A 26,515-nucleotide genomic window follows, 5' to 3' on the forward strand; every position below is an offset into this window, starting at 1 on the left:
CCCTGGTGCGCAATCAGGGACAGGGCCGCAGGAAGGCCGCGGTCGTGCCCGCGAACGGATCGCCTCGAGCATCCCGGCGCACCCGCTGCTGCCGGCGTGACTCCAGCCATGCCCCTCAGCCGGCCTGCATCCGCGGGCGCAGCAGCTTGTCCAGCGTCACCGGATAGTCCCGGACCCGCACTCCCGTCGCGTTGTGGATCGCGTTCGCGATCGCGGCGCTGACGCCGCAGATGCCCAGCTCGCCCACGCCCTTGGCTTTCAGGGGCGTGGCCATGGGGTCCGTCTCGTCGAGGAAGATGACGTCCTGGTGCGGGATGTCCGCGTGCACCGGCACCTCGTACGACGCCAGGTCGTGGTTGACGAACAGGCCCAGGCGCCTGTCGACCGCCAGTTCCTCCATCAGCGCGCTGCCCACGCCCATGGTCATGGCGCCGATCACCTGGCTGCGGGCCGTCTTGGGATTCAGGATGCGCCCCGCGGCGCACACCGCCAGCATGCGGCGCACCCGCACCTCGGCGGTGAACGCATCGACACCGACTTCGACGAAATGCGCGCCGAAGGTCGACTGCTGCGTCTTCTTCGACAAGTCGCCGAACTCCATCGCGTCCTCGCCGGCGAGATCGCCTTGCGCGGCCGCGTCGCGCAGCGCGACGCGCCGGCTGCCGGCCCGCACCTGGCCATCCGCGAACACCGCGGCCGCGGGATCCAGCCCCAGCTTCCGCGCGACCGCCTCGCGCAGCTTCACGCAGGCCGCATAGACGCCGGCGGTCGAACTGGCGGCGCCCCACTGCCCGCCGGAGCCCGATGACACCGGGAATTCGGAATCGCCCAGTCGCACGAACACGCTGTTCAGCGGCACGCCCAGCATCTCCGCCGCGGTCTGCCCGATGATGGTGTAGCTGCCCGTGCCGATGTCGGTCATGTCGGTTTCGACGGTGACCATGCCGCGCCGGTCCAGCCGCACGCGCGCCGCGGACTTCGTCGTCGGCGCACCGCGGTAGGCGGCCGCTACGCCCATGCCCACCAGCCAGCGGCCGTCGCGCACCTGCCCCGGTTTCGCGTTGCGCCTGTTCCAGCCGAAGCGTTCCGCACCCAGCTGCAGGCATCGCACCAGCTGCCGCTGCGAGAACGGCTGCCCGGCCGCCCTGGATTGCCCGCTCGCCGCCTGCGCGTTCCGCCCCTGCGGATCGTCCTTCGGCGGCGAGTGGTCCGGCACCACTTGCGTGTCGTTGCGGATGCGCAGCTGCACCGGGTCCATGCCCAGCTTCTCGGCCAGTTCGTCCATCGCGGCTTCCAGCGCCATGTGGCCCGTCGCCTCGCCTGGCGCGCGCATCGCGTTGGCCTCCGGCAGGTCCAGCGTGGCCAGGCGCGTCGTGGTCAGGCGGTTGGCGCCCGCGTAGAGCATGCGCGTCTGGTGCACGGCACTGTCCGGCTTGCCCTCCGGCAGGTCGCCCGACCAGCTCTCGTGCGCGATGGCGGTGAGGGTGCCGTCGCGGTTCGCGCCCAGGCGCACGCGCTGGATGGTCGCGGGCCGGTGCGTCGTGTTGTTGATCATCAGCGCGCGCTGCAGCGTGACTTTCACCGGCCGGCCGGTTGCCCGGGCGCCCAGCGCGGCGAGCACGGCGTCGGAGCGGACGAACAGCTTGCCGCCGAAGCCGCCGCCGATGAAGGGCGACACCAGTCGCACCTTCTCCTTCGGGATCTTCAAGGTGGCCGCCAGGTCGCCCCGGCTCCAGTCGACCATCTGGTTGGACGTCCATACCGTCAGCTGGTCACCGTTCCACGCGGCGATGGTGGCGTGCGGTTCCATCATCGCGTGCGTCTGGTCGGGCGTCGTGTACGTCGAGTCCACCTGCACGGGCGCCGCCGCGAACGCGCCCGCGAAATCGCCCACGCTGGAATCGGCGCTGCCGTCGAACATGTCGTCCGGCTTCGCGGCGTCGTCCTTCGCCTTCGCCAGGTCGAAGCGGCCCGCAGCGCGTTCGTAGTCCACCTTCACCAGCTGCGCGGCAGCGCGGGCCTGCTCGAAGGTTTCCGCAACGACCACTGCGACGGCCTGGTGGTAGTGGTCGACTTCCGGGCCGCCCAGCAGCTTCGCCGTGTTCATCCTGCCCTTGCCCAGCGCGCCCGCGGATTGCGCGGTGACGATGGCCAGGACCCCAGGCGCTTGCCGCGCGGCTTCCAGGTCCATGGACCGGATGCGGCCCTTGCCGATGCCGGCGCCGATGACCCACCCGTAGGCGGGATTGGCGGCGACGTCGTGCCGCTCATACGCATACGGCGCGGTACCGGTGGTCTTGAGCAGGCCGTCGATGCGATCGGCCGGCTTGCCGACCACCTTGCCCTGGTCGATCGGGTTGGTCGTCGCGGGAGTGTCGAATTTCATGGGTCAGCTCCTGGCCTGCTCGAGCACCGAGGCAATGGTGCGTTCGGCCAGCGGCAGCTTGAAGGCGTTGTGTTCCGTGGGGCGCGCATCCGCGAACAGGCGGTCCGCGGCGGCCTTCGCGCCGCGCGGCAACTCGGCATCGGCGGCTTCGACGCGCCACGGCTTGTGGGCGACACCGCCCAATGCCACGCAGCCCGTGCCATCGCGCTGCACGATCGCGGCGACCGACACCAGCGCGAACGCATACGAAGCCCGGTCGCGCACCTTGTGATACAGCTGCCGTCCCCCCGCGGGCCGCGGCAGCACCACGGAGGTGATCAGCTCGCCGGGCTCCAGCGTGGTGTCCACGTGCGGCTCGTTGCCGGGCAGGCGGTGGAAGTCGGCGATGGGGATCACGCGCGATCGGCCCGCGGCGTTCGTGGTCTCCACCGTGGCGTCGAGCACCCGCATGGCCACGGCCATGTCGCTCGGGTGCGTGGCGATGCACGCGCCGCTGCCGCCCACCACCGCGTGCTGGCGGCTGTAGCCGCCGATGGCGGAACAGCCGCTGCCCGGCTGGCGCTTGTTGCACGGCATGTTGCCGTCGTAGAAGTACGGGCAGCGCGTGCGCTGCAGCAGATTGCCGGCCGTGGTCGCCATGTTGCGCAACTGGCCCGACGCGCCGGCGACGAGCGCGCGCGCCAGCACACCGTAGTCGCGCCGCACGGTGGCATCGGTGGCGAGGTCGGCATTGCGCACCAGGGCGCCGATGCGCAGGCCGCCGTCGACGGTGCGCTCGATGCGATCCAGCCCGATGCCGTTGATGTCGACCAGGTGCACCGGCGCCTCGATCTGCAGCTTCATCAGGTCCAGCAGGTTGGTGCCGCCGGCGACGAATTTGGCGCCGGGCCGCGCCGCTACGGCCGCCGCGGCTTGCGCGGGCGTGGTGGCCCGCTCGTAGCTGAAGGCTTTCATGCTTTCACTCCCGCCACTTCGCCGATCGCCTCGGCGATGTTGGAGTAGGCGCCGCAGCGGCAGAGGTTGCCGCTCATGCGCTCGCGCAGTTCGGCGGGCGAGAGCAGCGGGCGCGCGGCGATGTCGGCCGCCGCGTGGCTGGGCACGCCGCGCCGGATCTCGTCGAGCATGCCGACCGCCGAGCAGATCTGGCCCGGCGTGCAGTAGCCGCACTGGAAGCCATCGTGCCTGACGAAAGCGGCCTGCATCGGGTGCGGCCGCGCCGGCGTGCCCAGGCCTTCGATCGTGGTGACCTTCGCGCCCTGGTTCATCACGGCGAGCGTGAGGCACGACACGGTGCGGCGGCCGTTGACCAGCACGGTGCAGGCGCCGCACTGGCCCTGGTCGCAGCCCTTCTTGGTGCCCGTCAGGTGCAGGTGTTCGCGCAGCGCATCGAGCAGCGTGGTCCGCGTGTCCAGTTCGAGCGTGCGCTGCATGCCGTTCACGTCCAGCGTGACCGGCGCCATCGCGGGCGGCGGCTCTGCGGGAACGCCCTGCGCCGATGCGGTGGCCGGCAGCGTCGTCGCGGCCGAGGCGGCGCCCGCGATGAGAAGGTCGCGCCGCGTGAGGGGGAGATCGTCTTGGAAGTTCATCGGTCGGTCCTGCGCATTCCGTGGTGAATTCAGGCGCTTGAAGGGCGCGAGCTTGGTTGAGGCGCGCCATCCGCGGTGTAGGCACGCGGAGGTCGAGTGCGTCGGAGGATGGTAGGAGCGGGCCCTCGCCGCAGACGCGCCTGTCGCGGCATGGGCTTATGAGTCGGGTCGATCAATCCGGGGCCCTGGCTCAGCCGGCCGCGCGGGCAGCGACCCGGGTGGTCGTGCAGGTCAGATGTCCAGCTTGCGCTCGCTGATCCACTTCACCATGGCTGGATCACGGTGCGAGAAGAAGCTGCTGCGGTCGGTCTCCAGTTCCACGATGCGCGCCATGTCCGAGTCGTCCAGCGCGAAGTCGAAGATCCGGATGTTCTCTTCCATGCGCTCCTTGCGCACGGACTTGGCCAGGGCCACGATGCCGCGCTGCACCACCCAGCGCAGCACGACCTGTCCCACCGACCTGCCGTGCTTGCGCGCAATGTCCGTCAGGACTTCATTGTGGAAGAGGTCGTTCTTTCCTTCCGCGAACGGCGCCCACGCTTCCGGCTGGACGTTGTTCTCGCGCATGAACCTGGCGCTATCTTCCTGCTGCAGGAACGGGTTCACCTCGATCTGGTTCACCGCCGGAACCACATCGTGCTGGATGACCATGTCCATCAACCGGTCGGGATGGAAGTTGCTGACGCCGATGGCGCGGACCTTCCCGGCCTTCAAGGCTTCTTCCATCGCCCGCCACGAGCCATGCACGTCGCCGAACGGCTGGTGGATCAGGTAGAGATCGAGGTAATCCATCCGCAGGCGCTCCAGGGATTTGTCCAGTGCCTGCTGCGTACGCTCGTACCCGGTGTCCTGCACCCACAGCTTGGTGGTGACGAACAACTCACCGCGCGGCACTCCGCTACCGCGGAGTGCGCGCCCGACCGCCGCTTCGTTCAGGTAGGAGGCCGCGGTGTCGATCAGCCGATAGCCGGCGCGAACCGCATCCGTGACGGCCTGCTCGCACTGTCGAGGGTCGGGAATCTGGAAGACGCCGAAGCCCGCGAGAGGCATGACGACGCCGTTGTTCAATTCGATGGTCTGCATGGCGCGAATCTAGGCCTCACTGCCAGTGAGCACTAGCCGTCGACGGCTTGAAGGATTCACAAGCGAAACTTGATAATTGACCCCGCATGCCCATCAATGAACTCCGTTCAATCACCGTCTTCGCGAAAACCGCCGAGCTGGGCAGCTTGCGCAAGGCGGCTGACGCGCAAGGCATGACGCCGCAGGCGGCGAGCCAAGCTTTGGCGCAGCTGGAGCAGCACCTGGGCGTGCGCTTGTTCCACCGCACCACGCGCAGCATGGCGCTCACCGACGAAGGCAGGCAGTTGCTGGACACCGCCGTGCCGGCATTGGCCGCGCTGCAGCGCTCGCTGGCCGCCACCCGGCGCGCCAGGGACGAGATCGCGGGCCCGATGCGGATCGTCGCGCCACGTTCCGCGCTCCAGCCCGCCTTGTGGCCGGTGCTCGACGAGTTCTGCAGGCGGTACCCCGAGGTTCAGCCGGACGTGGAGCTCGACGACCGGATCGGCAACTGGGTCGAGGACCGGGTGGACGTGGGTTTCCGCATCGGCGCCTCTCCGGCGGAAGGTGTCGTCGCGCGCAGGCTGTTTCCGCTGCAATTGATCATCTGCGCCGCGCCCGCCTACCTGGCCCGGCACGGCGCCCCCGACACGCTTGCGGCGCTCGCGGCCCACCGCTGCACCGCGTTCCGCAGTCCGGGCACCAGGCGCCTGGTGCCCTGGTACGTGAAGGAGGGGGACACCGTGATGCCGCAGCAAGTCGTTCCCGCGCTCTGCGTGAACGACGAAGCCCTGGAAACCGAAGCGGTGCTGGCGGGACATGCCATCGGGATGCTCACCGCCATCGCGGCCGCTTCACACATCCGAGCCGGCCGTCTCGTTCCCCTGCTGGTCAAGCACATGTCGGACCAATCCAGCGTCTTCCTCTACTACGGAAGCCGCGCGGCGCAGCCGGCCCGCGTGCGGGCATTCATCGACCTGGCCGTCGAACGCCTGGCCAACACCGCGGAGTTCGTGCTGGGATCCGCGGAGCTTGCCGATGCGGAGAGGAAGGGACGGTCCACCCTTCGGCGAAGGCGCTGAGACCGCCCCCGGACGGCCTCACGTGCTGCGTCGTGGAAGCCGGCCGGCGCTGGCGCTTCAATCGCCGTGCCGGATGGCGTCGATCACCACGCGCATCGCGCGCGAGGAATGGCGGTGGCTCGGGTAGTAGGCGTGCAGGCCCGGGAACGTGGGGCAGCAGTCCTGCATCACGCTGCGCAGGCGGCCCGCTTCCACCAGCGGCTGCGTCAGGTGGCGCGGCAGGAAAGCCAGCCCCTGGCCAGCCAGCGCCGCGTTCAGCAGCTGGTACGCGCCGTTGAACGTCATCTGCCCCGTGACGCGGGCCTCGACGGGCTTGCCGTCCTGGAGCAGCTCCCACGCGTAGTTGCCGCCCGACGCGAGCCGCAGGTTGATGCAGTTGTGCCGCGCGAGGTCCTGCACCGCCAGCGGCACGCGATGCGTTTCGAAGTAGCCGGGCGCCGCGACGATGCTCATCGGCTCGCCGGCCGTCAGGCGCACGGCCACCATGTCCTTCTGCACCTGGTCGCCGTAGCGCACCCCGATGTCGTAGCGCTCCGCCGCGATGTCCACCAGCCGGTAGTCGGTGTGAAGCTCGACACGGAGGTCGGGGTACTGGGCCAGCACCTTCGCCAGCCGCGGCCACAGCACCGCATCGATCGCCACGTCGGTGGCGGTGATGCGGATCGTGCCCGCCACCTTGTCGCCCAGCTCGCTGACCGCGGCGACTTCCGCCTCGATCTCCTCCAGCCGGGGCGCCACGGTCTGCAACAGGCGCTGGCCGGCGTCGGTGGGCGAGACGCTGCGCGTGGTGCGGGTCAGCAGGCGCACGCCCAGGCGCGTCTCCAGCGCGCGCACCGTGTGGCTCAGCGCCGACTGCGACACGCCGAGCTTCGCGGCCGCGCGCGTGAAGCTGCGCTCCTGCGCAACGGCCAGGAAGGCGAGCAGGTCGTTGAGGGTCTCGCGCGGCAATGTCGGTCGATGGAAGAGGATGGCTCGCCGATTCTAGGCAGGGGCGTGCATTCATGAGCGCGCCTCATGAGGCCATGCCGGCAGCCCGCTCTCCTTCAACGGCTTCGGGGCCTACGATGGTTTCCATGAAAGACGTCGTCGTCGTCATCGGCCCCGGCCAGATCGGCCAGGTCATCGCCTGCCAGCTCGCGAAACGCGGCAACGTGCTGCGCGTGAAGGCGGCGCACTGATACGGCGAGCTCGCGCCCGGCGCGAGCGCCGGCTGATGCACATCCATCCCGGCACAGGAGCAGCACCATGGAACTGAAACGCGCAGGATCGCAACCGTCCACCAAGGGCCCCGCCGAGTGGTTCACCGGCACGGTCCGCATCGACCCGCTGAACGCGCCCCCTGCACCGGCCCGCCATTCGTGCGCCGCCGTGACGTTCGAGCCCGGCGCGCGGTCCAACTGGCACACCCATCCACTCGGGCAGACGCTCATCGTCACCGCCGGGTGCGGATGGACGCAGTGCGAAGGCGAGGATATCGTGGAGATCCGCGCCGGCGACGTCATCTGGTGCCCGCCCGGCCACAAGCACTGGCACGGCGCCACGCCGACCACCGCGATGACGCACATCGCGATCCAGGAAGCGCTGGACGGCAGGAACGTCGTGTGGATGGAGAAGGTGACCGACGAGCAGTACCGCGGGCGCAGACCATGACCTCCGACGCGCTGCTCTCACGCAAGCAGGAAGCGATCGCCCCCATCGGCGCCACCATGGCGACCGGCGACATGCCGCGGCTGAACACGGCCCTGAACGAGGGGCTGGACGCCGGCCTCACGGTCAGTGACGCCAGGGAGATCCTGGTGCAGCTCTATGCGTACGCCGGCTTTCCGCGCAGCCTCAACGCGCTTGGCGAACTGATGAAGGTCCTGGACGCGCGCAAGCAGCGTGGCGTGCAGGACGCCCCCGGGCGCGACCCAGCGCCGGTGCCCAGGGGCCAGGAACTGCTCGCGGCCGGCACCGCCAACCAGACCCGGCTTTCCGGCGCGCCGGTCAAGGGACCGTTGTTCGAGTTCGCGCCCGCGATCGACCAGTTCCTGAAGGCTCACCTGTTCGGGGACATCTTCGGCCGGGACAACCTCGACTGGCCCAGCCGCGAGCTGGCGACCGTGGGCGCGCTCGCCGCGCTGGCCGGCGTCGAGTCGCAACTGCAGTCCCACGTGCGGATCGGCATGAACGCCGGACTCACGGCGGGGCAATTGCGCGGCGCCGCGGACGCGCTTGCGCGAAGGGGGCTCGCCGAAGCAGCGCAGCGGGCGCACACGGCGCTGGACCAAGCCGCGCAAGCGCCGAGGTAAGCGCCGCCCCGGAGGCGGCCCCTTCCGGTGCCGATGTCGGTGCCTGCCCGACGGCGAAGCGCGCCGCAGGCCTTCCCGCCATCCGGCGGCGGCCCGGAGAATGTCATGGCATGGACCCGGCGGAAGACCTAGTGGCGCTGCGCTCGCGTGTCTCGGCGCTTGTCGAACAGGAGAGCGGCCTGCTGAACCAGGCCTTCGAACTCAGCCGCGCCGGCGGCGACCGTCGCGGCGTCGATGCGCTGTTCGCGCAAGTGCAGGCCATCCAGGTCGAACGCGGCGCCTTGAAGAAGCGCATCGGTGAGGTCCTGGGCACGCAACGGCTGCACATGGCTTCGGAGGTGTGGCGGCCCGGCGTCTACGACTATCGCCCGGCAGGCGGCGGCGACAGTGTGCGCGTTCGCGTGACGGCCGATGCGCTGGGCCTGCAGGCCGCGATGCCCGACCGCCGCGAGCCTGTGCGGCTGGAGACGCTGAACGGCATGTTCGACGGGCCCCTGGCGGTGGACACTTGAGGGCCGCGCGGGCACCCTTGTCGCCCGCGTTCGCGCCCCCATTTGTCTGCCATGACCACCTCACCCGTCCTGCGCCGCTTCCCGCTGGGCTTCGTCTGGCCCACCATCGACCCGTTCCTGTTCTGCGTGCACCACGTGGACAACTACCCGGCTGCGAATGGCCAGCTCGGCCCGCAGGCCTCGCTGGAAGGCCGCCCGCTCGGCAACGACTTCAGTGGCCAGGACGGCTGGAACATGTACCACGGCGAGGAAGTGCCCGGCTTCCCGGGCCACCCGCACCGCGGCTTCGAGACCGTCACGGTCATGCGCCAGGGCTTGGTCGACCATGCCGATTCGCTGGGCGCCGCCGCGCGCTACGGCAACGGCGACGTGCAGTGGCTCACCGCGGGCCGGGGTGTCGTGCACTCCGAGATGTTCCCGCTGCTGCGCGAAGACCAGGGCAATCCGGCCGAGCTGTTCCAGATCTGGCTGAACCTGCCCGCCGCCTCGAAGATGGCCGACCCGGCGTTCAGCATGTTCTGGGCGGATCGCGTGCCTGAGCTCGTGGCCGGCGACAGCGCGGGCAGGAAGACGGTCGTGCGCGTCGTGGCCGGCGCGCTGGAAGGCGCGGGCGCACCGCTGCCGCCGCCGAAAGACTCGTGGGCCTCGCGCGCCGATGCCGACGTCGCGATCTGGACCCTCCGCATGGAGCCGGGCGCGAAGTGGACGGTGCCTGCGACAAAGCGAACCGGGACGCGCCGCGCGCTGTACCTGTTCAGCGGCAATGCGCGCGTCGCGGGCGAGCCGTTCGAGTCGGGCACCGGCCTGGAGCTCGCGTCCACCGCGGACGTCGAGCTGGTGGCCGGTGAAAGCGGCGCCGAGTTCCTGCTGCTGCAGGGCCGGCCCATCGCCGAGCCGGTCGCGCAGCACGGCCCCTTCGTCATGAACACGAAGGCCGAGATCATGCAGGCGTTCCAGGACTACCAGCGCACGCAGTTCGGCGGCTGGCCCTGGGACAGCGCGGCGCCGGTGCACGGCCGTGAAGCGCAACGCTTCGCGCGCCACCCGGACGGCCGGGTAGAGACGCCGTAACCGCGGGCCGGCCCTGCCCGGCCGCGTGCTCCTCCTCTCGCGGCCTGCGCCCATGCCGGGCAGGTCGCGCGATGGCGCGTTGGGAATGTGGATTGGCATGCACGGCCACTGCCGCGGCAGGGGCCGGGCGCACCATGGCGCCACGCCACAGCCAAGGAGCGACACCATGCCGGTCAGCCTCACCCTCAACGGCCAGCCCAGGAGCCTCGACGCGGATCCGCAGATGCCCCTGCTCTGGGCCATCCGCGAAACGGCGGGACTCACCGGCACCAAATTCGGCTGCGGCATCGCCGCCTGCGGCGCGTGCACGGTGCACGTCAACGGCGCGGCCGTGCGGTCCTGCGTGTACCCGCTCTCCGCGTGCGAAGGCGCCAAGGTCACCACGATCGAAGGCCTGGGCGGCGCGCACCTGGTGCAGCAGGCCTGGATCGCGGCGCAAGTGCCGCAGTGCGGCTATTGCCAGTCCGGGATGATCATGGCCGCCACCGCGCTGCTGGCGCAGAAGCCTTCGCCCAGCGACGCCGACATCGACGCGGCGATGACCAACATCTGCCGCTGCGGAACCTACCCGCGCGTGCGGCAGGCGATCCATGAAGCGGCGCGGGTGGCATCGGGTGCTTCCGCGAAGGTGACATCATGAAGCGCCGCACCTGGTTGATCGGAACGGGCGCCATCCTTGGCGGCGCGCTCGGTGTCGGCGTGCTCGGCGTGGCCGGGCGCGATGCCTATTTCGGCCGCCGCGCGCGGCAGATGGCCAAGCCGGCGCTGCTGGGCGGCTGGATCGGCATAGCCACGGACGACGTGGTCACCGTCTACGTGCCGCACTCGGACATGGGCCAAGGCTCGCTCACCGCGCTGGCCATGATGGCCGCCGAGGAACTCGATGCCGACTGGAAGCAGGTGCGCGCCGAGCAGGCGCCGGCCGACCCCGCTTTCGCCAACCGCTACTTCATCGAAGGCTTCCTGCTGAAAGGCAGGCAAGCGCCGGGCTTCGCGCGCGGCGGCGCGCTGCTGGCGTTCGGCGAGATCGGCCGGCTGGCGCACATGCAGGTGACGGGCGGCTCCGCGTCCGTGCGCTTCACCGGGCAGATGGGCCTGCGCGCCGCGGGCGCGGCCGCGCGCGAGATGCTGGCGCAGGCCGCCGCCGCGCAGTGGGGCGTGCCGCGCGCGGAACTCACCACGCAAGCCGGCACGGTGCGGCACGCCGCCAGCGGACGGTCGTTGCGCTACGGCGAGCTCGCGCTTCGCGCGGCCGAGTCCGGCGCGCCCGGGCAGGTGGCGCTCAAGCAGCGAAGCGAGTTCCGCCTGGTGGGCACGGCGCCGCCGCGGCTGGACATCCCCGCCAAGGTGACGGGCCGCGCGCAGTACGGCATCGACGTCAGCCTGCCGGGCATGCTGGTGGCGACCGTGAAGGCGTCGCCCGTGCACGGCGAAAAGCTGGTGCAGGTGGACGAAGCGCCCGCCATCGCGGTGCGCGGCGTGCGCAAGGTGGTGAAGCTGCCCGAAGCGGTGGCCGTGGTCGCCGACGGCTACTGGGCCGCGCGCACCGGGCTCGACGCCTTGAAGCCGCAGTTCTCATCCGGACCCAACGCGCAGGTCACCAGCGACACGATCGCCGGCCGCTTCAACGCCGCGCTCGACGGCGGCGAGGGCAAGTCCGTCCACGCCGCGGGCGATGCGGCCAGGGTGAAAGGCACGCGCTTCTCCGCCACCTACGCCGTGCCCTTCCTGCATCACGCGACCATGGAGCCGATCAACGTCACCGCGCAGTGGCAGGACGGCAAGCTGAAGGCCTGGGGCAGCGAGCAGGACGCGCTGGGCGCGCGCGCCAACCTGGCCGACGTCAGCGGCCTGCCTATGGCCGACGTGCAGTTCACGCCGATGTCGGTGGGCGGCGGTTTCGGCCGCCGGTCCGCGCCGAAGAAGGACCACCTGGCGCAAGCCGTCGCCATCGCGAAGGTGGTCGCCCCCGCGCCCGTGAAGCTGATCTGGAGCCGCGAGGAAGACTTCGCGCAAGGCGCCTATCGCCCCGCCGTCACCACGCGCATCGAAGCGACGCTGGACGATGCGGGCCAGGTGCAGGCCTGGCAGCAGCGCTTCATCGACACGCCCGAGCTGATCAACGAAGGCTTCCCCCTGCCCTACGCCATCGCCAACCAGAGCATGGTCGCCGTCCCCGTGCCCACGCACGTGCGCTACGGCGCGTGGCGCAGCGTCGCGCACAGCCAGCACGGGTTCTTCACCGAATCGTTCATCGACGAACTCGCCGAAGCGGCCCGGCAGGATCCGCTGGAGTTCCGCCGCAGGCACCTGCCGCCCGGCTCGCGGCACCTGCGCGTGCTGGACGAGGCCGCGCGCCGTGCCGCCTGGGGCGCACCGCTGCCCGCGGGGCACGCGCACGGCATCGCGCTGGTGGAAAGCTTCGGCAGCGTGGTGGCCGAAGTCATCGAGGCGTCGCTGGACCCCGGCGGCCTGCCGGCGGTGCACAAGGTCACGGCCGTGGTCGACTGCGGCTACGTGGTGCACGCCGACACCGCGGCGCAGCAGGTGCAGGGCGGCATCATCATGGGCCTGAGCGCGGCGCTGGGCGAGGCGATCACCATCAAGGACGGCGCGGTCGCGCAGCACAGCTTCCCCGACTACCCGATCCTTCGCATGAACCAGGTGCCCGCGATCGACATCACGTTCGTCGAGAGCGACGGCCCTCTGGGCGGCCTGGGCGAAGTGGGCCTGCCGCCCGTCGCGCCGGCACTGGCGAACGCGATGCACGCGCTGACCGGGCGGCGCATGCGGTCGCTGCCGTTGCGCGGCGTGCGGAAGGACGCGTCGCCGGCGTAAGCGCTAGCCGCCCTCGCACACCAGAAGCTCCGGCTCTTGCGCGGGGCCGTGCGCAACCGCGGGCACCAGCCCCGCGGCCGGCAGGCTGCCGGTGAACTCGCGCGCGGGCTGCGGCCTCTCGCGGATGAGGCCGTAGTTGGCGTGGGTCTGGTGCTGGCGGGCGAAGGCGCCGTACCAGATCGGCACGCCGCCCGGCAGCTCCCATCGGGATCGCCACAGCCGCAGCACGTTGCGCGTGCGGTCGCCACGCGCCGCGGGCTGCATGAGGTTCAGCTTCGACTCGAGCCCGCCGTCGTACTTCGGCAGCACCGGAAGCTCGCTCAGCTCGGGGCTGGGGGCGATCGCCTGCAGCGCGGAAGCCATGGACAGCCGCGGCGCGGGCTCCCATCCCGATCGGCGCAGGGCCTCCCGCAAGGCCTGCTCCGTGCACGCCACCTGCAGCGTGATGGGCTCGCGCGCTTCATGCGCGATCTCGCGCCGGTGCGTGGGCAGCAGGCGCCAGCCGCCGCCGGCCCAGGCCTGCAGCGTCGTCGCCTGCGGCGTGGCGTGCACCGCGTACATCCGGAGGTCGGCGGGCGCGTGCCATGCGCTCCAGGCCGCGCCGGCCACGAGCAGCACCGCGCCCGCCACCAGCGCCAGCCGCCTCGGCTCGATCGTTTCCCTCACCGCGTGCTGCGTGTAGACCATCGACGAGAGCGCGACCGCCGCCAGCCCGAAGCTGAAGCCGCCCAGCACGTCCGACAGCCAGTGCGCGCCGAGGTACAGGCGCGAGAACCCCACCAGGGCGACGTAGACCGCGGTCGTGCCGGCGACGGCGATGCGCCAGCGGGGCGACTGCCCGCGCGTCAGCAGGAAGGCGAGGAAGGCCAGCACCACCGCGCTGTTGGTGGCGTGGCCGCTGGGGAAAGAGAACTGCTCCAGGCCCTGGTACAGCTCCACCGGCCGGTGCCTGCCCAGCGTGCGCTTCAGCACCCACACCACCAGTTCCGAACTGGCCACCGTCGCCGCCCAGTAGCCGGCCGTGCGCCAGCAACGGCGGGCCAGCAGCCAGGCCAGCACGGCCACGGCGACGGGGATCAGCACGCCGACGCTCCCCATCTCGGTGACGAGGACCATCGCGTGGTCCATCGGCTGCGTGCGCAGCTGTTGCAGGAAAGTGGACACCGTCTGGTCCACCGCCACCAGCGGGTCGCCCGAGACCACGTCTTCGGCGATGCCCAGAAACACCCACATCGACCCGAGCAGGATCGCCAGGCCGGCGAACAGGGCCTCCGAGCCGGGACTGGCCGGGTCGAGGAACAGGCGCAGCAAACGCGCCCACCATTGCGTGCGGTGGCCGATCGCGCCCATGGCCCGGCCGCGCAGCCAGCGCGTGAACGGGATGATCGCGCGCAAGGTCAGGCGCGCGAGCCAGACCGCTCCCCAGACCAGCGCCGCGAGCAGCAGCACCAGCATCGCGAGCCGGCCGCTTGCCTGCTCGGCCAGGTGCAGCGAAGCGCCGAACACCACGCCCGGGAGGATGTGCGCGGGCGCCCAGAGCAGGGCCGAGGCCACGTTGATCGTGTAGAACCGCACCGGCGGCATGCGCGCCAGTCCCGCCAGCAGCGGCACGAACGCGCGCACCGCGCCCGTGAAGCGCGCGATCACCACACTTACGGCGCCATGCCGGTCGATCAGCCGCCCGGCGCGGTCCATCGCGCCCGGGTAGCGGCGGAAGAACGCCCACGCGCGGACGCGGTCCTGCCCATGCCGTCCCAGCTCGTAGCTCATGGCATCGCCGGCCACGGCGCCCGCAACCGTGATGCCCAGCGTCCACCCAAGATCCAGCGTGCCCTGTCCCACCAGCACGCCGGCCGCGAACATCACGACGGCGGCGGGCACGAAGGTGCCGAGGATGGCGACCGATTCGGCGAAGGCGATCGCGCCGATGAACGCCAGCGCCACCACCGGATGGTGGCCCGCGGCCCGCAGGAATGCGTCGAAGGTGTGCTGCATGGGAGCGGCGCATCCGCGCCGCCCGCCGGGTCATTGCCCGGCCAGCACCTGCACGATCACGCCGGTGGCGATGACCACCAGCAGGTAGTCGCCGCCGACGGCGATCCACTCGTGCCCGCGTGGCGGTGGCGGCAGCCGATGCGCGCGCCAATTGTCCACGACGTAGTTGCGGTTGCGGTATTCGGGCGGCAGGCGGCCGCCGCGACGCCACGGCTCCGGACCGCGGCCGTCCCTTTCGGGGCCGCGGCGTTCGTCGCGTTCGTACCGTTCGGGACCGCGGCGTTCGCGCATGTCGGGCCCGCGCGGCGGTCCTTCGCGCCGCCGCTCGGGTTCGTCGCGCGGCTGGGCCAGGGCCGGGCCGCCCAGGGCTGCGAATGCCGTGGCGAGCATCGCATCCAGAAGCGTTCGTCGTTCCATGGAACCTCCTTTTGCTGGGGATGGGTGCAAAGCGTGCGCGCGCGGGGCGCCCCGCCATGTGGGAATGGGCCGAAACATGGTGAACACGCGATGGCCGCCGACAAGGCGCCGCGCGGCTCGGCCGCACCATGGCCGCCATGGCCGAATCCGCCCGCGCCGTCTACGCGGCCATCGCCGCGAACGTGGCCATCGCCGCCACCAAGTTCACCGTGGCCGCGTTCACGGGCAGCTCGGCCATGCTGTCCGAGGGCGTGCATTCGCTGGTGGACTCGGGCGACGGCGTGCTGCTGCTCGTGGGCCTGCGGCGCAGCCGGCGGCCGCCTTCGGCGGACCACCCGTTCGGGCACGGCAAGGAGCTGTACTTCTGGAGCCTCATCGTCGCCGTGCTCATCTTCGGGCTGGGCGGCGGCGTGTCGGTGTACGAAGGCATCCAGCACATGCGTTCGCCCGAACCGATCCGCGACGTGTTCTGGAACTACGTCGTGCTCGGCTGCGCGGCGGTGTTCGAATCGGCCAGCCTCGCCATCGGCCTGCGGCAGTTCCGGCGCGACAACCCGGACCGGCCGTTCTGGCAGGCCCTGCACACGAGCAAGGATCCCACGACCTTCACCGTCATCGCCGAGGACGGCGCCGCGCTCGCCGGCCTGGCCATCGCGGCGGCCGGCGTCTGGTCGAGCCAGGCTTTCGGCATCCCGCAGCTCGACGGCGCGGCATCGGTGCTGATCGGCCTGCTGCTGGCCGGCGTGGCCGTGCTGCTGATCCGCGAATCGCGTGGCCTGCTGGTGGGCGAAGGCATCCGCCCCGAGACCGCGCGCGGCATCCGCGACATCGCCATCGCCGAACCCGACATCCAGCGCGTCGGCGCGATCCTGTCGATGTACATCGGCGCGCACGAAGCGCTGGTGACCCTGGAGGTCGGCGCCCGCGAAGGCGCCAGCGCCGCCGCCGTGGCCGAAGCGCTTCAGCGCATCGAGCGGCAGGTGCGCGAGCGCTTCCCCAACGTGCGCAGGATGTACATCGAGCCGATGGAGAAGGCAGCGGTCGCCGGGCGCGCCCGATCCTGAGCGGCGCCGCACCGGCCGCACCGCGCCGGCACATCCCGCACCGCGGTCGCCGCCGCGCAACAGCCGGGCGGTTCCCGGCGCTTTCCCCCGCTTTTCCGCGCTTAACGCCGGCGGCCGCGCCGCGAGCATCGCCGTAACGGATCGTTTCTCCCTTCACGCGTCCCCGGTCCGGCGCGCCGCTTCCCTATGACTTCCATCCGACTCTCTCCCGCGCTGGCCCTCGCGCTGGCCGGCCACGCGCTCGCGCAGACCCCGCCCACCGCCGGCGACGTGCTGCGCCAGGCCACGCCTCCCGCCGCGCCCGCCGCGCCCGCGCCCGCCCTTCCCACCATCGCGCCGCTGCCCGCGCCCATGAAAGCGCTGCCCGGCGACGGCGGCAAGGCCGTGCCCGTTCGCAGCGTGCGTGTCGAAGGCAACCGCGTGATCGCCACCGACGTGCTCCAGGCCCAGGTGCAGGACGCCGCCGGCAAGCCGATGACGCTGGCGCAGATGGAGGAACTCGCCACGCGCCTGACGCGCTACTACCGCGCGCAGGGCTACTTCGTCGCCCGCGCCTACGTGCCGGCGCAGGACCTGACCGACGGCCAGCTGGTGGTGCGCGTCGTGGAGGGCAACTACGGCCGCTTCGTGCTGGACAACCGCTCGCTGGTGCGCGACGACGTCGTGCAGGGCCTGCTGGACGACGTGAAGGACAGCGACATCGTGTCGCTCGACACGCTGGAGCGCGCCATGCTGATCATCAACGACACGCCCGGCGTGCAGGTGGTCAAGGCCGACGTGCTGCCCGGCCAGAAGGTGGGCACCTCCGACTTCGCCATCGGCACCACGGCCACGGCGCCTTACGACGGCTTCGTGCTGGCCGACAACCACGGCAGCCGCTACACCGGCCGCGAGCGCGTCACCTTCGGCGCGAACTGGAATTCGCCCACCGGCCGCGGCGACCGCCTGGGCGCCACGGGCCTGGCCAGCACCAACGGCAACCTGCTCAACGCCCGCGTCGCGTATTCGGCGCTGGCGCGCAGCGACGGCACGCGCATCGAAGGCGCGGTCGGCCGCACCACCTACAGCCTGGGCGACGTGTACTCGGCGCTCGGCGCCAGGGGCACGGCCGACAGCTACGAGCTGTCGGCCACGCATCCCTGGAAGCGCACCCGCAACGCCTCGGTCGAACTCGGCGCCGGCCTGGTGCACCGCGACCTGCGCGACGAAGTGGGCGCCACCGCCACCAGCACGCGCAAGACCAGCGACGCGCTGGTGCTGCGCGCCAGCACCAACCGCACGCACGGCGTGTTCGGCATGGACGGCATCACCGCCGCCAGCGCCACCGTGACCTTCGGCACGCTGCACTTCCGCGACGCCGCCGCGGGCGCGCTGGACGCGGCCGGCGCGCAAACCGCCGGCAGCTGGTCGAAGCTGAACCTGGCCGCCACGCGCGTCAGCGCCCTGCCCTCGCGGCTGCAGCTGACCACCGGCGTGCGCGCGCAGCACGTGCTGAACGGCCGCAACCTGGACGGCAGCGAACGCCTGACCGTCAGCGGCGTGGGCGGCGTGCCCGCGTACCCGCTGGGCGAACTCGCCGGCGACAACGCGCTGGTGGCGCAGGCCGAACTGGCCGCGCCGCTGGGCACCGTGGGCGACGCGCGCGTGCAGGGCACCGTCTTCGCCGACTGGGGCCTGGCCCGCGCGGCGCATCCCATCAACGCCGCCGGCCAGACGCGCCAGATCGCCGATGCCGGCGTCGGCCTGAACGTGGGCTACGGCAACAGCCTGCTGCGCGTGGCGCTGGCGACCCGCGTCCACGGCGGCGCGCCCACCAGCGAACCCGCCCCGCGCACGCGCCTGCTGGTGCAGGCCGGCCTGACGTTCTAACCCATCGAATCCCCACCATGAACCGAATCCATCGCAAAGTCTGGTCCGCCCGCCTGGGCGCCTTCGTCGCCGTTGCCGAGACGGCGCGCTCGCGCGGCAAGTCCGCCGGCGTGTGCGGCGCCGTGCTCGCATCCGTGCTGCTGTCCGCGCCGGCACTGGCGCAGGTGGCCGCGGGCGCGTTGCCCACCGGCGGCCAGGTGACCGCCGGCCAGGCGGGCATCCGCTCGGCCGGCGCCACCATGACCATCGACCAGGGCAGCCAGCGCGCGGCCATCAACTGGCAGTCGTTCAACGTCGGCTCCGGCGCTTCCGTGCAGTTCAACCAGCCGAACGCGTCGGCCATCACGCTCAACCGCGTGGTCGGCAACGAAGGCTCCGTGATCAACGGCGCGCTGCGCGCCAACGGCCAGGTCTGGCTGGTGAACCCGAACGGCGTGCTGTTCGGCGCCGGCGCCCGCGTGGACGTGGGCAGCCTCGTCGCGTCCACCCGCGGCATCTCCGACGCCGACTTCATGGCCGGACGCGCGACCTTCCAGGGCACGGGCACGGGCGACGTGCGCAACCTCGGCCAGATCAACGCCGCGGACGGCGGCTACGTCGCGCTGATCGGCCGCGCCGTGCGCAACGACGGCACCGTCACCGCCCGCCTGGGCACGATGGCCGGCGCCGCGGGCGACAAGGTCACGCTGAACTTCGGCGGCGACAGCCTGGTGGGCGTGGCCATCGAGCAGGGCACGCTGGACGCGCTGGTGGCCAACGGCGGCGCGGTCCGCGCCGACGGCGGCCGGATCGTGCTGGCCGCGAAGACGGCCAGCGAGCTGGTCGACGCCGCGGTGAACAACACCGGCGAGCTGCGCGCCCGCACCATCGCCGACCATGGCGGCCGCATCCTGCTGCTGTCCGACATGGAGCACGGCGTCACCAGCGTGGGCGGCCGCATCGACGCCGGCGCGCCCGAAGGCGGCAATGGCGGCTTCGTGGAAACGAGCGCCGCGCGCGTGCGCGTGGCCGACGGCGCCAGCATCACCACCGCGGCGGCCAAGGGCCGGTCGGGCACCTGGCTGATCGACCCGACCGACTTCACCATCGCCGCCAGCGGCGGCGACATCACGGGCGCGCAGCTGGCCGCGCAACTGGCCGGCGGCAACGTGACCATCCAGACCAGCGCGGGCGGCTCGGGCAGCGGCGACATCCTGGTGCAGGACAACATCGCCAAGGCCGCAGGCGGCGACGCCACGCTGACGCTGCAGGCTCACCACAGCGTGACGGTGGACACCAACGTGTCCATCGCCTCCACCAGCGGCAAGCTGAACCTGGTGGCATCGGCCAACAACGACGGCAGCAACACCGGCGAGATCCGCTTCGCGCAGGGCAGCAGCGTCGACACGCACGGCGGCAACGTCGTGCTGGGCGGCGCGCTGGCCGGCGGCGTGCCCGCCAACGACCACTCGGTGGACATCGCCTTCGAGCCCAACGTTTCGCTGTCCGCGGGCACGGGCGCGATCAGCCTGTACGGGCGCGACGTCAACGTGAACGAGTACGTGACGCTGTCCGGCAACACCATCAGCGCCGATACCCGCCACTTCAACATGTACTGGGTCGACGGCGTGCGCATCGCCGCAGCCGACGCGCTGGACATCCGGGCCACGGACGGCATCTCGGCGTCGGGCACCTACCAGCCGGCGGCGGGCAGCGCGGTGATCACGTCCGCGTCGCAGTCCGTGCTGAAGGCCGGCCGGTCCATGACGCTGGCCTCCGGGCAGAACCTCGACCTGTACGGCCTGTCGCTGCAGATGACCGGCACCGGCACCGACACCATGGTGCTGTCGGCCGGTGGCAACCTGTCCATCGAGGACATCTCGGCGACCTACGCCGGCACGCCCGACCTGACGATCAAGGCCCGGCAGGCGGCCACGCAGTCGTCGGTGTCGGGCATCGACGCCAACTACGGCACCATCGCGGGCTACCTGGCCGGCACGGGCAGGACGCTGTACCAGTTGCTGGAGGATTCCGGCTCCGACGTGGCCGGTGCGCACTTCGGGCTGGGCGGCGCGGCCTACAAGCTGCAGGTGTACAGCGACGGCGCGCTGACGACGGTGGCGCCGAAGTCCTTCGACAACGGCAACCTGGCCATCGGCAACGGCCTGACCGACTCGGTCAACGCAATGGGCAACCTGCGCCAGCCCTTCTACCGCGACCCGGTGCTGAACCAGTGGTTCAAGCTCACCTACTGGAACTACGACATGGACCTGGGCGTGGGCCTGGGCGGCGCGGGCACGGCCGGCTGGAACAACGGCGGCTCCATCATCGCCAGCAACGGCGGCACCGATTCGCTGCAGTCGTCCATCAGCAACCTGGCGGTCAGCACCGTGGGCCTGTCCCGCGGCGTGGGCACCATCCTGGTCGGCTACGACCTGACGGACGCGTCCAGCGGCAGCACCGTGCACATGAGCCACGAGTACTCGCTGGGCACCGGCGACCAGTTCATCAAGGCGGTCACCCGCACGGTGAACACCAGCGCTTCCGCCATCGACAACGTGCGGCTGTGGGTGGGCACGCGCGACGACTACGTGGCGATCACCGACACCAACGTCAAGACCAAGGGCAACATCACCTCGTCGGGCTTCCAGCCGATCTCGTCGCAGTCCGACCAGGCGCGCTCGATCGTGATCTCGGAGTTCGATCCCTCCACCAACGGAGCGCCGGGCTCGGCGGTACTGTTCCACTCCACCAACGTGGACGCCGACACGGTCACCGACTGGTGCTGCAGCTTCGGCAACATCATCAACAAGGACCCGCGCACCTCCGACGTCGTCACCCCGAACCAGGACGGCTCGTACGGCATCTTCATGAACTACGGCTCCATGGGCGCCGGCGCCACGCGCCAGGTGACGTGGTACTACGGCGCCGCGCCGCTGGCCTCGATCGGCAACGTGGTCACGCAGGTGATCAACGCCGGCGGCACGCAGATCGCGCTGCCCACGGCCGTGACGCCGCCCGCGACCGCCACGCCGGCGCCCGCCCCGGCTCCCGCGCCGGCCCCTGTCGCTGCGGCCACCCCGGCGCCCGCTCCGGTGCCGCAGCAAGTGTCCGAGCAGGCCCTGGCGCCGGCACGCACGCTGCTCGTGCCGGTGATCCAGGTGCCGCTGGCGCTGCCGCCGGCTGCCTCGGCCGGCGGCAGCGCCGTGCAGGTGGTCAACGCGCCGGCCAGCGTGCAGGCGGTGTTCGGCGGCGCGGACAACCTGCTGGTTTCGCCGGCGGTCGACGCCAACCAGTCCAGCGTGCCGGTCAACCTCGGCGAGGCGCGCCAGATGCTTCGCGGCGGCGGCTCGCAAGGCGACCAGGTGCGCGTGCCGGCCTCGCGCAACAGCCTGGTGCAGATCGTCGACGGCGGCGTCACGCTGCCGGGCGGCGTCGAACAGCTGCTGTTCGTCACGTCCGACCGCTGACGGCGCGGGCGGCTGCCAGGCCGCCCGGCATCCCCCGCATCCCCCGCGGATGGACCCCGGTCCGCCGCGGGGGATGTCTCATTGGGGGCACACCGGCGTGAACGGCCGCGCGGGCTGGGCGCGCCCCGATCGGTCCCGCGGCACGCAACCATTCGTACGCCGCGGCGGCACCACCGCGGACCGGCGAGAATGCGGACCCTTCGAAGTCGTTTCATCCGCCGCTTCCCGCATGCCGCTTTTCAAGAACATCGTCGTCTACCGCATCGGCCCCGACTGGACGCCCCCGGCGCTCGAGGCCCTGGAGGCCGAACTGCAGCGCCTCGCCTTCCAGCCCTGCCAGCCCACGCAGGAGCTGTCGGTCGGCTGGATGCCGCCGCGCGGCGCCGAGAACGGGGCGATGGTGGAGAACGTCGCCGGCCAATGGATCCTGAAACTGGCCGTCGAGCGCAAGGCAGTGCCCGGCGGCGCGGTGCGCGCGGAACTGGAAGCGCGCTGCAAGGCCATCGAGGCCGAACACGGGCGCAAGCCGGGGCGCAAGGAAAAGTCCGAGCTGAAGGCCGAGATCGTCCACACCTTCCTGCCGCGCGCGTTCAGCAAGCGCGCCACGCACGTGGTGTGGCTGGACCTGCAGCAGCGCGCGCTGGTGGTCGCCGCCGGCAGCATGAAGGCCGCCGAGCCCGCGGTGCGCCAGCTGGTGGACGTGATGGCCGAACTGAAGCACGTCCTGGTGCTCTCGCCGCTGTCCACCGCGATGGCGCCCGCCACCGCCATGGCCGAATGGCTGACGACCAAGGAAGCGCCCGCCGGCTTCTCCATCGACCGCGACCTGGAACTCAAGCACTCCGGCGAAGACCGCTCGGTGGTGCGCTACGCCCGCCACAACCTGGAGCTGGACGAGATCGGCCAGCACATCTCCGAAGGCAAGCTGCCCACGCAGCTGGCGCTGACCTGGAACGACAAGGTGTCGTTCGTGCTGACCGAGCAGTTCGCCATCCGCAAGATCGACATCCGCGGCGTGGAAGACGCGCCCAAGGGCGAAGACGGCTTCGACGCCGACGCGGCGATCGCGACTTCGGAACTGGCGGAACTGCTGCCGGAGCTGCTGGCTTCGCTGGGGGGCGAGACGAAGATGCAGGCGCCGGCCTGAGCGCACCCGCGGTCAACCGCGCAGCAGCGGCCGCAGTTCCGCCGGCACCTGCACCGGCAATTCCAGCAGCAGGAACGACAGCGTCTTGCCGTGCGTGTCGAGGTTCAGCGCCTCGTTCACGCCGCCGTCCAGCAGGCCGTCGATGACGAAGTTCATCGCCTGCAGCTTCGGCAGCAGGAAGCGCCGCACGCCCTGCGGCTCGCGCCAGCGGAACTGCCGCAGCACGGCGTCTTCGGTGACCTGGTCCACGAGCACCGGCCAGAAGGCCGGGTCCCAGGCGATCACGCTGATGTTGGAGCGGTCGCCCTTGTCCCCCGTGCGGCCGTGGGCCAGGCGCCAGAGCGGGAACGTGTCCATCACAGGTCTCCCTCGCCCGCCAGGTGGAAAGCCGGCGTGACGCTCTCGCGCGGCACGTAGCAGGACAGGTTGTTCAGCCGCGCGGTGAGCGCGGTGCGCACGCCGCCGCCGGCCGCGGGCCCGCAGGTGTACAGCGCCGTGACTTCGCGCACCAGGCGCTGCGCTTGGCGCTTGTCGGGGTGCGCGGCCGCCGCACGCATGCGCGCATCGCGCATGGCCGGCGAAGGCAGGGACATCGGGGTGCGGCCCGCGTCGTCGCCGAACACGCTGCTCACGCCGATGATGTCGAAGCGCGCATCCAGTGACGGCAGGCGCTTGCGCAGCACGTCGGCCGCCAGGCGGGCGCGCTCCGCGGCGCGTGGGCCGGCATACGAGATCTCGCCTTCGGCCAGCCAGCCGCCTTCGTGGAAGACGTTCACCTTCAGCGTCGGCGGCCGCGCGTGGCCACGCACGCCGCGCAGCGCCACGAGGTTGCCGCCAACCGCTTCGACCGACGCGTCCGTGACGTCCGCGACCACGTCCGGCGTGAGGTACGCCGCGGGGTCGTGCACTTCGTAGAGCAGCTGCTCCTTCACGGTGGCGAGGCTCACCATGCCGCCGGTGCCTTCGGCCTTGCCGACGATGCAAGAGCCGTCCTCGAACAGCTCCACCACCGGGAACCCGACGACGTGCAGATCGGGCACATCTTTCAGCCCCGGATCGGCGAAGTAGCCACCCGTGACCTGCGCGCCGCATTCCAGCAGGTGGCCGGCCATGGTGCCGCCCGCCAGCCGGTCCCAGTCGTCGTCGCGCCAGCCGAAGTGCGCCATCGCGGGCCCCAGCGCCAGCGCGGGATCGGCGACACGCCCGGCCACGACGACCTGCGCGCCCGCCGCGAACGCATCGGCGATGGGGCGCGCGCCGAGGTACGCGTTGGCGCTCACGACCTTCAGGCTGTCCAGCGCCGGCCCGGCGTGTTCGCGCAGCAGCGCGGCGTGCTGCGGCGACGAGAGATCGTCGCCCGTGACCACCGCGATGCGCGGCGAAGGCAGGCCCAGCCGCTTCGCGAGCGCGCGGATCGTCCGCGCAGCTCCCGGCGGGTTGGCCGCGCCGAAGTTGCCGACGATGCCGATGCCGTGCTGCAGGCAGCGCGCCAGCACCGGCTCCAGCAGGTCTTCCAGCAGCGGCTCGTAGCCCGAAGAAGGATCGTCGCGGCGGCGAAGCTGCGCCAGCGCCAGCGTGCGCTCGGCCAGCGTCTCGAACATCAGGCAGGCGCGCGCACCGGGCCTTTCACGCAGGCGAGCGATTAGCGTGTCCACCACGGGACCGGCCGCGTCCGTGCGGTCGCCGGAAAAGCCGGCGCCGCAGCCGATGAACAAGGGTCCGGTTGTCATGGCCGCATCCTAATGGCCGCGCGGGAGGTCCACCCGGCGCGGCAACGCATCGGCACTGAAGAGCCTGGGTGTCGGCCCATCGATCGCAACGGGACAGAACCCTGGGCACAACAGCAGGGTTTTCTCAGGATGAGGCGCCGCGGCGGCGGATGCCAGAATCGCGCCATGAGCAAGACGTCCGACCGCCTCGCGGAGCTGCGCAAAAGCTACGAGCGCGCCGAATTGAGCGAGGAAGCCAGCCATGCCGACCCGCTGAAGCAGTTCGACCAGTGGCTGACCGAGGCCATCGCCGGCGAGGTGCCCGAACCCAACGCGATGACCGTGGCCACCGTGGGCAGCGACCTGCGCCCCAGCACGCGCATCGTGCTGGTCAAGGGCTACGACGAGCGCGGCATCGTCTGGTACACCAACTACCAGAGCCGCAAAGGCCGAGAGCTGGCCGGCAACCCTTATGCCGCGCTGCAGTTCCACTGGGTGGAGCTGGAACGCGTGGTGCGCATCGAAGGCCGCGTGGAGAAAACCAGCGACGCGGAGAGCGACGCGTACTTCGCCAGCCGCCCGCTGGATTCGCGCATCGGCGCCTGGGCCAGCCCGCAAAGCGAGGTCATCAGCGGCCGCTCAGTGCTGGTGGCCAATGCCGCCAAATACGGCGCCCAGTTCCTGCTGAACCCGCCGCGCCCGCCGCACTGGGGCGGCTACCGCCTAGTGCCGCACGAGTGGCAGTTCTGGCAGGGCCGCAAGAGCCGGCTGCATGACCGGCTGCGGTACACGCGGGAAGGCGCGGGCTGGCTGCGCGAGCGGCTGGCGCCCTGAATTTCCAGCCCTGATGAGCCATTGCCGCTCCGCCAGCGTCCGGCTTCCAAGACAATCGCCCCGCATGACGCCGACCCGGGAGGTCTCGCGATGAACCTGCGCCTGCTGGCCCTGCCCGGGGCGGAGCGGCTCACGGCCGCGTTGGCGCACGCCATCGAAGCGCCGGTGGCCGCGCTCGACTTCCGGCGCTTTCCGGACGGCGAGTCGTACCTGCGGATCGACGGCGACGTGCGCGGCCACGACGTCGTGATCGCCGCTGCGCTGCGCGACCCCGACCCGCAGCTGATGACGCTGTGGAGCCTGTCGGACACGCTGCGCGAGATGGGCGCCCGCCGCATCGCGCTGGCCGCGCCCTACCTGCCCTACATGCGCCAGGACGCGCGCTTCCGCGAAGGCGAGGCGATCACGTCGCGCACGTTCGGGCGCCTGGCGTCGCAGGCTTTTGACTGGGTGGTGACCGTCGATCCGCACCTGCACCGCTACCAATCGCTGGACGAGGTCTACCGCATCCCGACGCAGGTGGTGCGCAGCGCGCCGGCCATCGCCTCCTGGGTGCGCGCGAACGTGCCCGAGCCCATGCTGATCGGCCCCGATGCCGAAAGCGAGCAGTGGGTGGCCGACGTGGCGCGGCGGCTGGGCTGCCCGTGGCAGGTGCTGCTGAAGACGCGCCGCGGCGACCGCGACGTGTCCGTCACGCTGCCCGATGCATCCGCCGCGCGCGGCCGCACGCCGGTGATCCTGGACGACATCGTGTCCAGCGGCCACACCATGGCCGAAGCGGCGCGGCATGTGAGCGAGGCTTTCGGCGTGGCGCCGGTGTGCATCGGCGTGCACGCGATGTTCGCGCCCGGCGCGCGCGAGTTGCTGGCGTCCACGGGCGCGGCGCGCATGGTCACCTGCAATGCAATCGAGGACGAGACGAACGCGATCGACGTGCTGCCGGAAGTGGCGCGCGTCATCGCGCAGTGGTCGCGGGCTCAGGCCGGCGTGTAGCCCGCCTCGGCCAGCGCGGCCGCGAACTTCTCGCGCGGCTGCGGCGATTCCACCCGCGCTTCCTTGCGCGCGAGGTCCACTTCCACCCGCGCCTGCGGGTCCACTTCATGGGCAGCCTCGGTCACGGCGTTGACGCAATGGCCGCAGCTCATCGCGGGCAGCTTGAATTCGTGCATGTGCTTTCTCCGTTCGATGCGGCCATCCTGCAGC

The 26,515-nt window shown here is 71.4% G+C and carries 23 protein-coding genes; 13 read left to right on the top strand and 10 right to left on the bottom strand.

Going from position 1 to position 26,515, the window contains the following annotated elements; translation table 11 throughout:
• Positions 1-115: 115 nt before the first annotated feature.
• The 4 genes from paoC to EZ216_RS13515 all read right to left on the bottom strand — a co-directional run bounded on the left by paoC (position 116) and on the right by EZ216_RS13515 (position 5,055).
• On the bottom strand, positions 116-2,386 hold the full coding sequence (gene paoC / locus EZ216_RS13500) for an aldehyde oxidoreductase molybdenum-binding subunit PaoC (RefSeq protein WP_135250306.1): 2,271 nt from the start codon (positions 2,384-2,386) through the stop codon (positions 116-118).
• Positions 2,387-2,389: 3 nt separating this feature from the next.
• A complete protein-coding gene (locus EZ216_RS13505; protein WP_135250307.1) occupies positions 2,390-3,340 on the bottom strand; it encodes an FAD binding domain-containing protein in 951 nt (316 codons plus the stop codon).
• The gene (gene paoA / locus EZ216_RS13510; RefSeq protein WP_135250308.1) at positions 3,337-3,972 is read right to left on the bottom strand and encodes an aldehyde dehydrogenase iron-sulfur subunit PaoA; all 636 of its coding nucleotides are present in this window, start codon (positions 3,970-3,972) and stop codon (positions 3,337-3,339) included. The genes EZ216_RS13505 and paoA overlap by 4 nt, the downstream gene beginning before the upstream one ends.
• Positions 3,973-4,203: 231 nt before the next feature.
• Positions 4,204-5,055 (bottom strand): aldo/keto reductase, encoded by an 852-nt coding sequence (locus EZ216_RS13515; protein ID WP_135250309.1) that lies wholly within the window; start codon positions 5,053-5,055, stop codon positions 4,204-4,206.
• An 86-nt stretch (positions 5,056-5,141) separates the two neighbouring features.
• Here EZ216_RS13515 and EZ216_RS13520 point away from each other — a divergent pair, with 86 nt between their 5' ends.
• Complete coding sequence (locus EZ216_RS13520; protein ID WP_135250310.1) at positions 5,142-6,116, top strand: LysR family transcriptional regulator; 975 nt, start codon at positions 5,142-5,144, stop codon at positions 6,114-6,116.
• 57 nt (positions 6,117-6,173) lie between these two features.
• On the opposite strand, the gene EZ216_RS13525 is transcribed toward EZ216_RS13520, so the two are convergent.
• Positions 6,174-7,064 (bottom strand): LysR family transcriptional regulator, encoded by an 891-nt coding sequence (locus EZ216_RS13525; RefSeq protein WP_135250311.1) that lies wholly within the window; start codon positions 7,062-7,064, stop codon positions 6,174-6,176.
• 297 nt (positions 7,065-7,361) lie between these two features.
• On the opposite strand from EZ216_RS13525, the gene EZ216_RS13530 reads away from it, so the two are divergent.
• The 6 genes from EZ216_RS13530 (at position 7,362) to EZ216_RS13555 (ending at position 12,828) form a co-directional block, all read left to right on the top strand.
• Complete coding sequence (locus EZ216_RS13530; protein ID WP_135250312.1) at positions 7,362-7,766, top strand: (R)-mandelonitrile lyase; 405 nt, start codon at positions 7,362-7,364, stop codon at positions 7,764-7,766.
• On the top strand, positions 7,763-8,407 hold the full coding sequence (locus EZ216_RS13535) for a carboxymuconolactone decarboxylase family protein (protein WP_135250313.1): 645 nt from the start codon (positions 7,763-7,765) through the stop codon (positions 8,405-8,407). The genes EZ216_RS13530 and EZ216_RS13535 overlap by 4 nt, the downstream gene beginning before the upstream one ends.
• Positions 8,408-8,517: 110 nt before the next feature.
• Positions 8,518-8,919 carry a hypothetical protein gene (locus EZ216_RS13540; protein WP_135250314.1) on the top strand — a complete coding sequence of 134 codons (402 nt, stop codon included), beginning with the start codon at positions 8,518-8,520 and terminating at the stop codon, positions 8,917-8,919.
• 51 nt (positions 8,920-8,970) lie between these two features.
• Positions 8,971-9,990 (top strand): pirin family protein, encoded by a 1,020-nt coding sequence (locus tag EZ216_RS13545; protein WP_135250315.1) that lies wholly within the window; start codon positions 8,971-8,973, stop codon positions 9,988-9,990.
• A gap of 166 nt (positions 9,991-10,156) precedes the next feature.
• Positions 10,157-10,630 (top strand): (2Fe-2S)-binding protein, encoded by a 474-nt coding sequence (locus tag EZ216_RS13550; protein WP_135250316.1) that lies wholly within the window; start codon positions 10,157-10,159, stop codon positions 10,628-10,630.
• Complete coding sequence (locus EZ216_RS13555) at positions 10,627-12,828, top strand: xanthine dehydrogenase family protein molybdopterin-binding subunit (RefSeq protein ID WP_135250317.1); 2,202 nt, start codon at positions 10,627-10,629, stop codon at positions 12,826-12,828. Before EZ216_RS13550 ends, EZ216_RS13555 begins: the two co-directional genes overlap by 4 nt.
• 3 nt (positions 12,829-12,831) lie before the next feature.
• On the opposite strand, the gene EZ216_RS13560 is transcribed toward EZ216_RS13555, so the two are convergent.
• Positions 12,832-14,823 (bottom strand): bifunctional DedA family/phosphatase PAP2 family protein, encoded by a 1,992-nt coding sequence (locus EZ216_RS13560; RefSeq protein WP_135250318.1) that lies wholly within the window; start codon positions 14,821-14,823, stop codon positions 12,832-12,834.
• A 30-nt stretch (positions 14,824-14,853) separates the two neighbouring features.
• The gene (locus EZ216_RS13565; RefSeq protein WP_135250319.1) at positions 14,854-15,240 is read right to left on the bottom strand and encodes an RcnB family protein; all 387 of its coding nucleotides are present in this window, start codon (positions 15,238-15,240) and stop codon (positions 14,854-14,856) included.
• Positions 15,241-15,377: 137 nt separating this feature from the next.
• Between EZ216_RS13565 and EZ216_RS13570 the strand changes: the two genes are divergently transcribed.
• From EZ216_RS13570 to EZ216_RS13585, 4 genes are all read left to right on the top strand, one after another.
• On the top strand, positions 15,378-16,304 hold the full coding sequence (locus EZ216_RS13570) for a cation diffusion facilitator family transporter (protein WP_135250320.1): 927 nt from the start codon (positions 15,378-15,380) through the stop codon (positions 16,302-16,304).
• Positions 16,305-16,490: 186 nt separating this feature from the next.
• Positions 16,491-18,173, top strand: a complete 1,683-nt coding sequence (locus EZ216_RS13575) for a ShlB/FhaC/HecB family hemolysin secretion/activation protein (protein ID WP_135250321.1) — start codon at positions 16,491-16,493, stop codon at positions 18,171-18,173.
• Between the two features lie 17 nt (positions 18,174-18,190).
• On the top strand, positions 18,191-21,622 hold the full coding sequence (locus tag EZ216_RS13580; protein WP_135250322.1) for a two-partner secretion domain-containing protein: 3,432 nt from the start codon (positions 18,191-18,193) through the stop codon (positions 21,620-21,622).
• A 229-nt stretch (positions 21,623-21,851) separates the two neighbouring features.
• The gene (locus tag EZ216_RS13585; protein WP_135250323.1) at positions 21,852-22,769 is read left to right on the top strand and encodes a recombination-associated protein RdgC; all 918 of its coding nucleotides are present in this window, start codon (positions 21,852-21,854) and stop codon (positions 22,767-22,769) included.
• Positions 22,770-22,781: 12 nt separating this feature from the next.
• Here EZ216_RS13585 and EZ216_RS13590 read toward each other — a convergent pair whose 3' ends face one another.
• Entirely contained in the window at positions 22,782-23,126 is a 345-nt protein-coding gene (locus EZ216_RS13590; RefSeq protein WP_135250324.1) for an AtuA-related protein, read from the bottom strand.
• Entirely contained in the window at positions 23,126-24,499 is a 1,374-nt protein-coding gene (locus EZ216_RS13595) for an acyclic terpene utilization AtuA family protein (protein WP_135250325.1), read from the bottom strand. Before EZ216_RS13595 ends, EZ216_RS13590 begins: the two co-directional genes overlap by 1 nt.
• A gap of 129 nt (positions 24,500-24,628) precedes the next feature.
• Here EZ216_RS13595 and pdxH point away from each other — a divergent pair, with 129 nt between their 5' ends.
• Together pdxH and EZ216_RS13605 are read left to right on the top strand one after the other, a co-directional pair.
• Positions 24,629-25,312 carry a pyridoxamine 5'-phosphate oxidase gene (pdxH, locus tag EZ216_RS13600; RefSeq protein ID WP_439126735.1) on the top strand — a complete coding sequence of 228 codons (684 nt, stop codon included), beginning with the start codon at positions 24,629-24,631 and terminating at the stop codon, positions 25,310-25,312.
• Between the two features lie 90 nt (positions 25,313-25,402).
• Positions 25,403-26,305: a ribose-phosphate diphosphokinase gene (locus EZ216_RS13605; protein WP_135250327.1), complete on the top strand. Its 903-nt coding sequence runs from the start codon at positions 25,403-25,405 to the stop codon at positions 26,303-26,305.
• On the opposite strand, the gene EZ216_RS13610 is transcribed toward EZ216_RS13605, so the two are convergent.
• Entirely contained in the window at positions 26,290-26,481 is a 192-nt protein-coding gene (locus EZ216_RS13610; RefSeq protein WP_135250328.1) for a heavy-metal-associated domain-containing protein, read from the bottom strand. The two genes, EZ216_RS13605 and EZ216_RS13610, sit on opposite strands and share 16 nt — an antisense overlap.
• Positions 26,482-26,515 lie beyond the last annotated feature (34 nt).

The sequence above is a fragment of the Ramlibacter humi genome (assembly GCF_004681975.1).
GTDB lineage: Bacteria > Pseudomonadota > Gammaproteobacteria > Burkholderiales > Burkholderiaceae_C > Ramlibacter > Ramlibacter humi.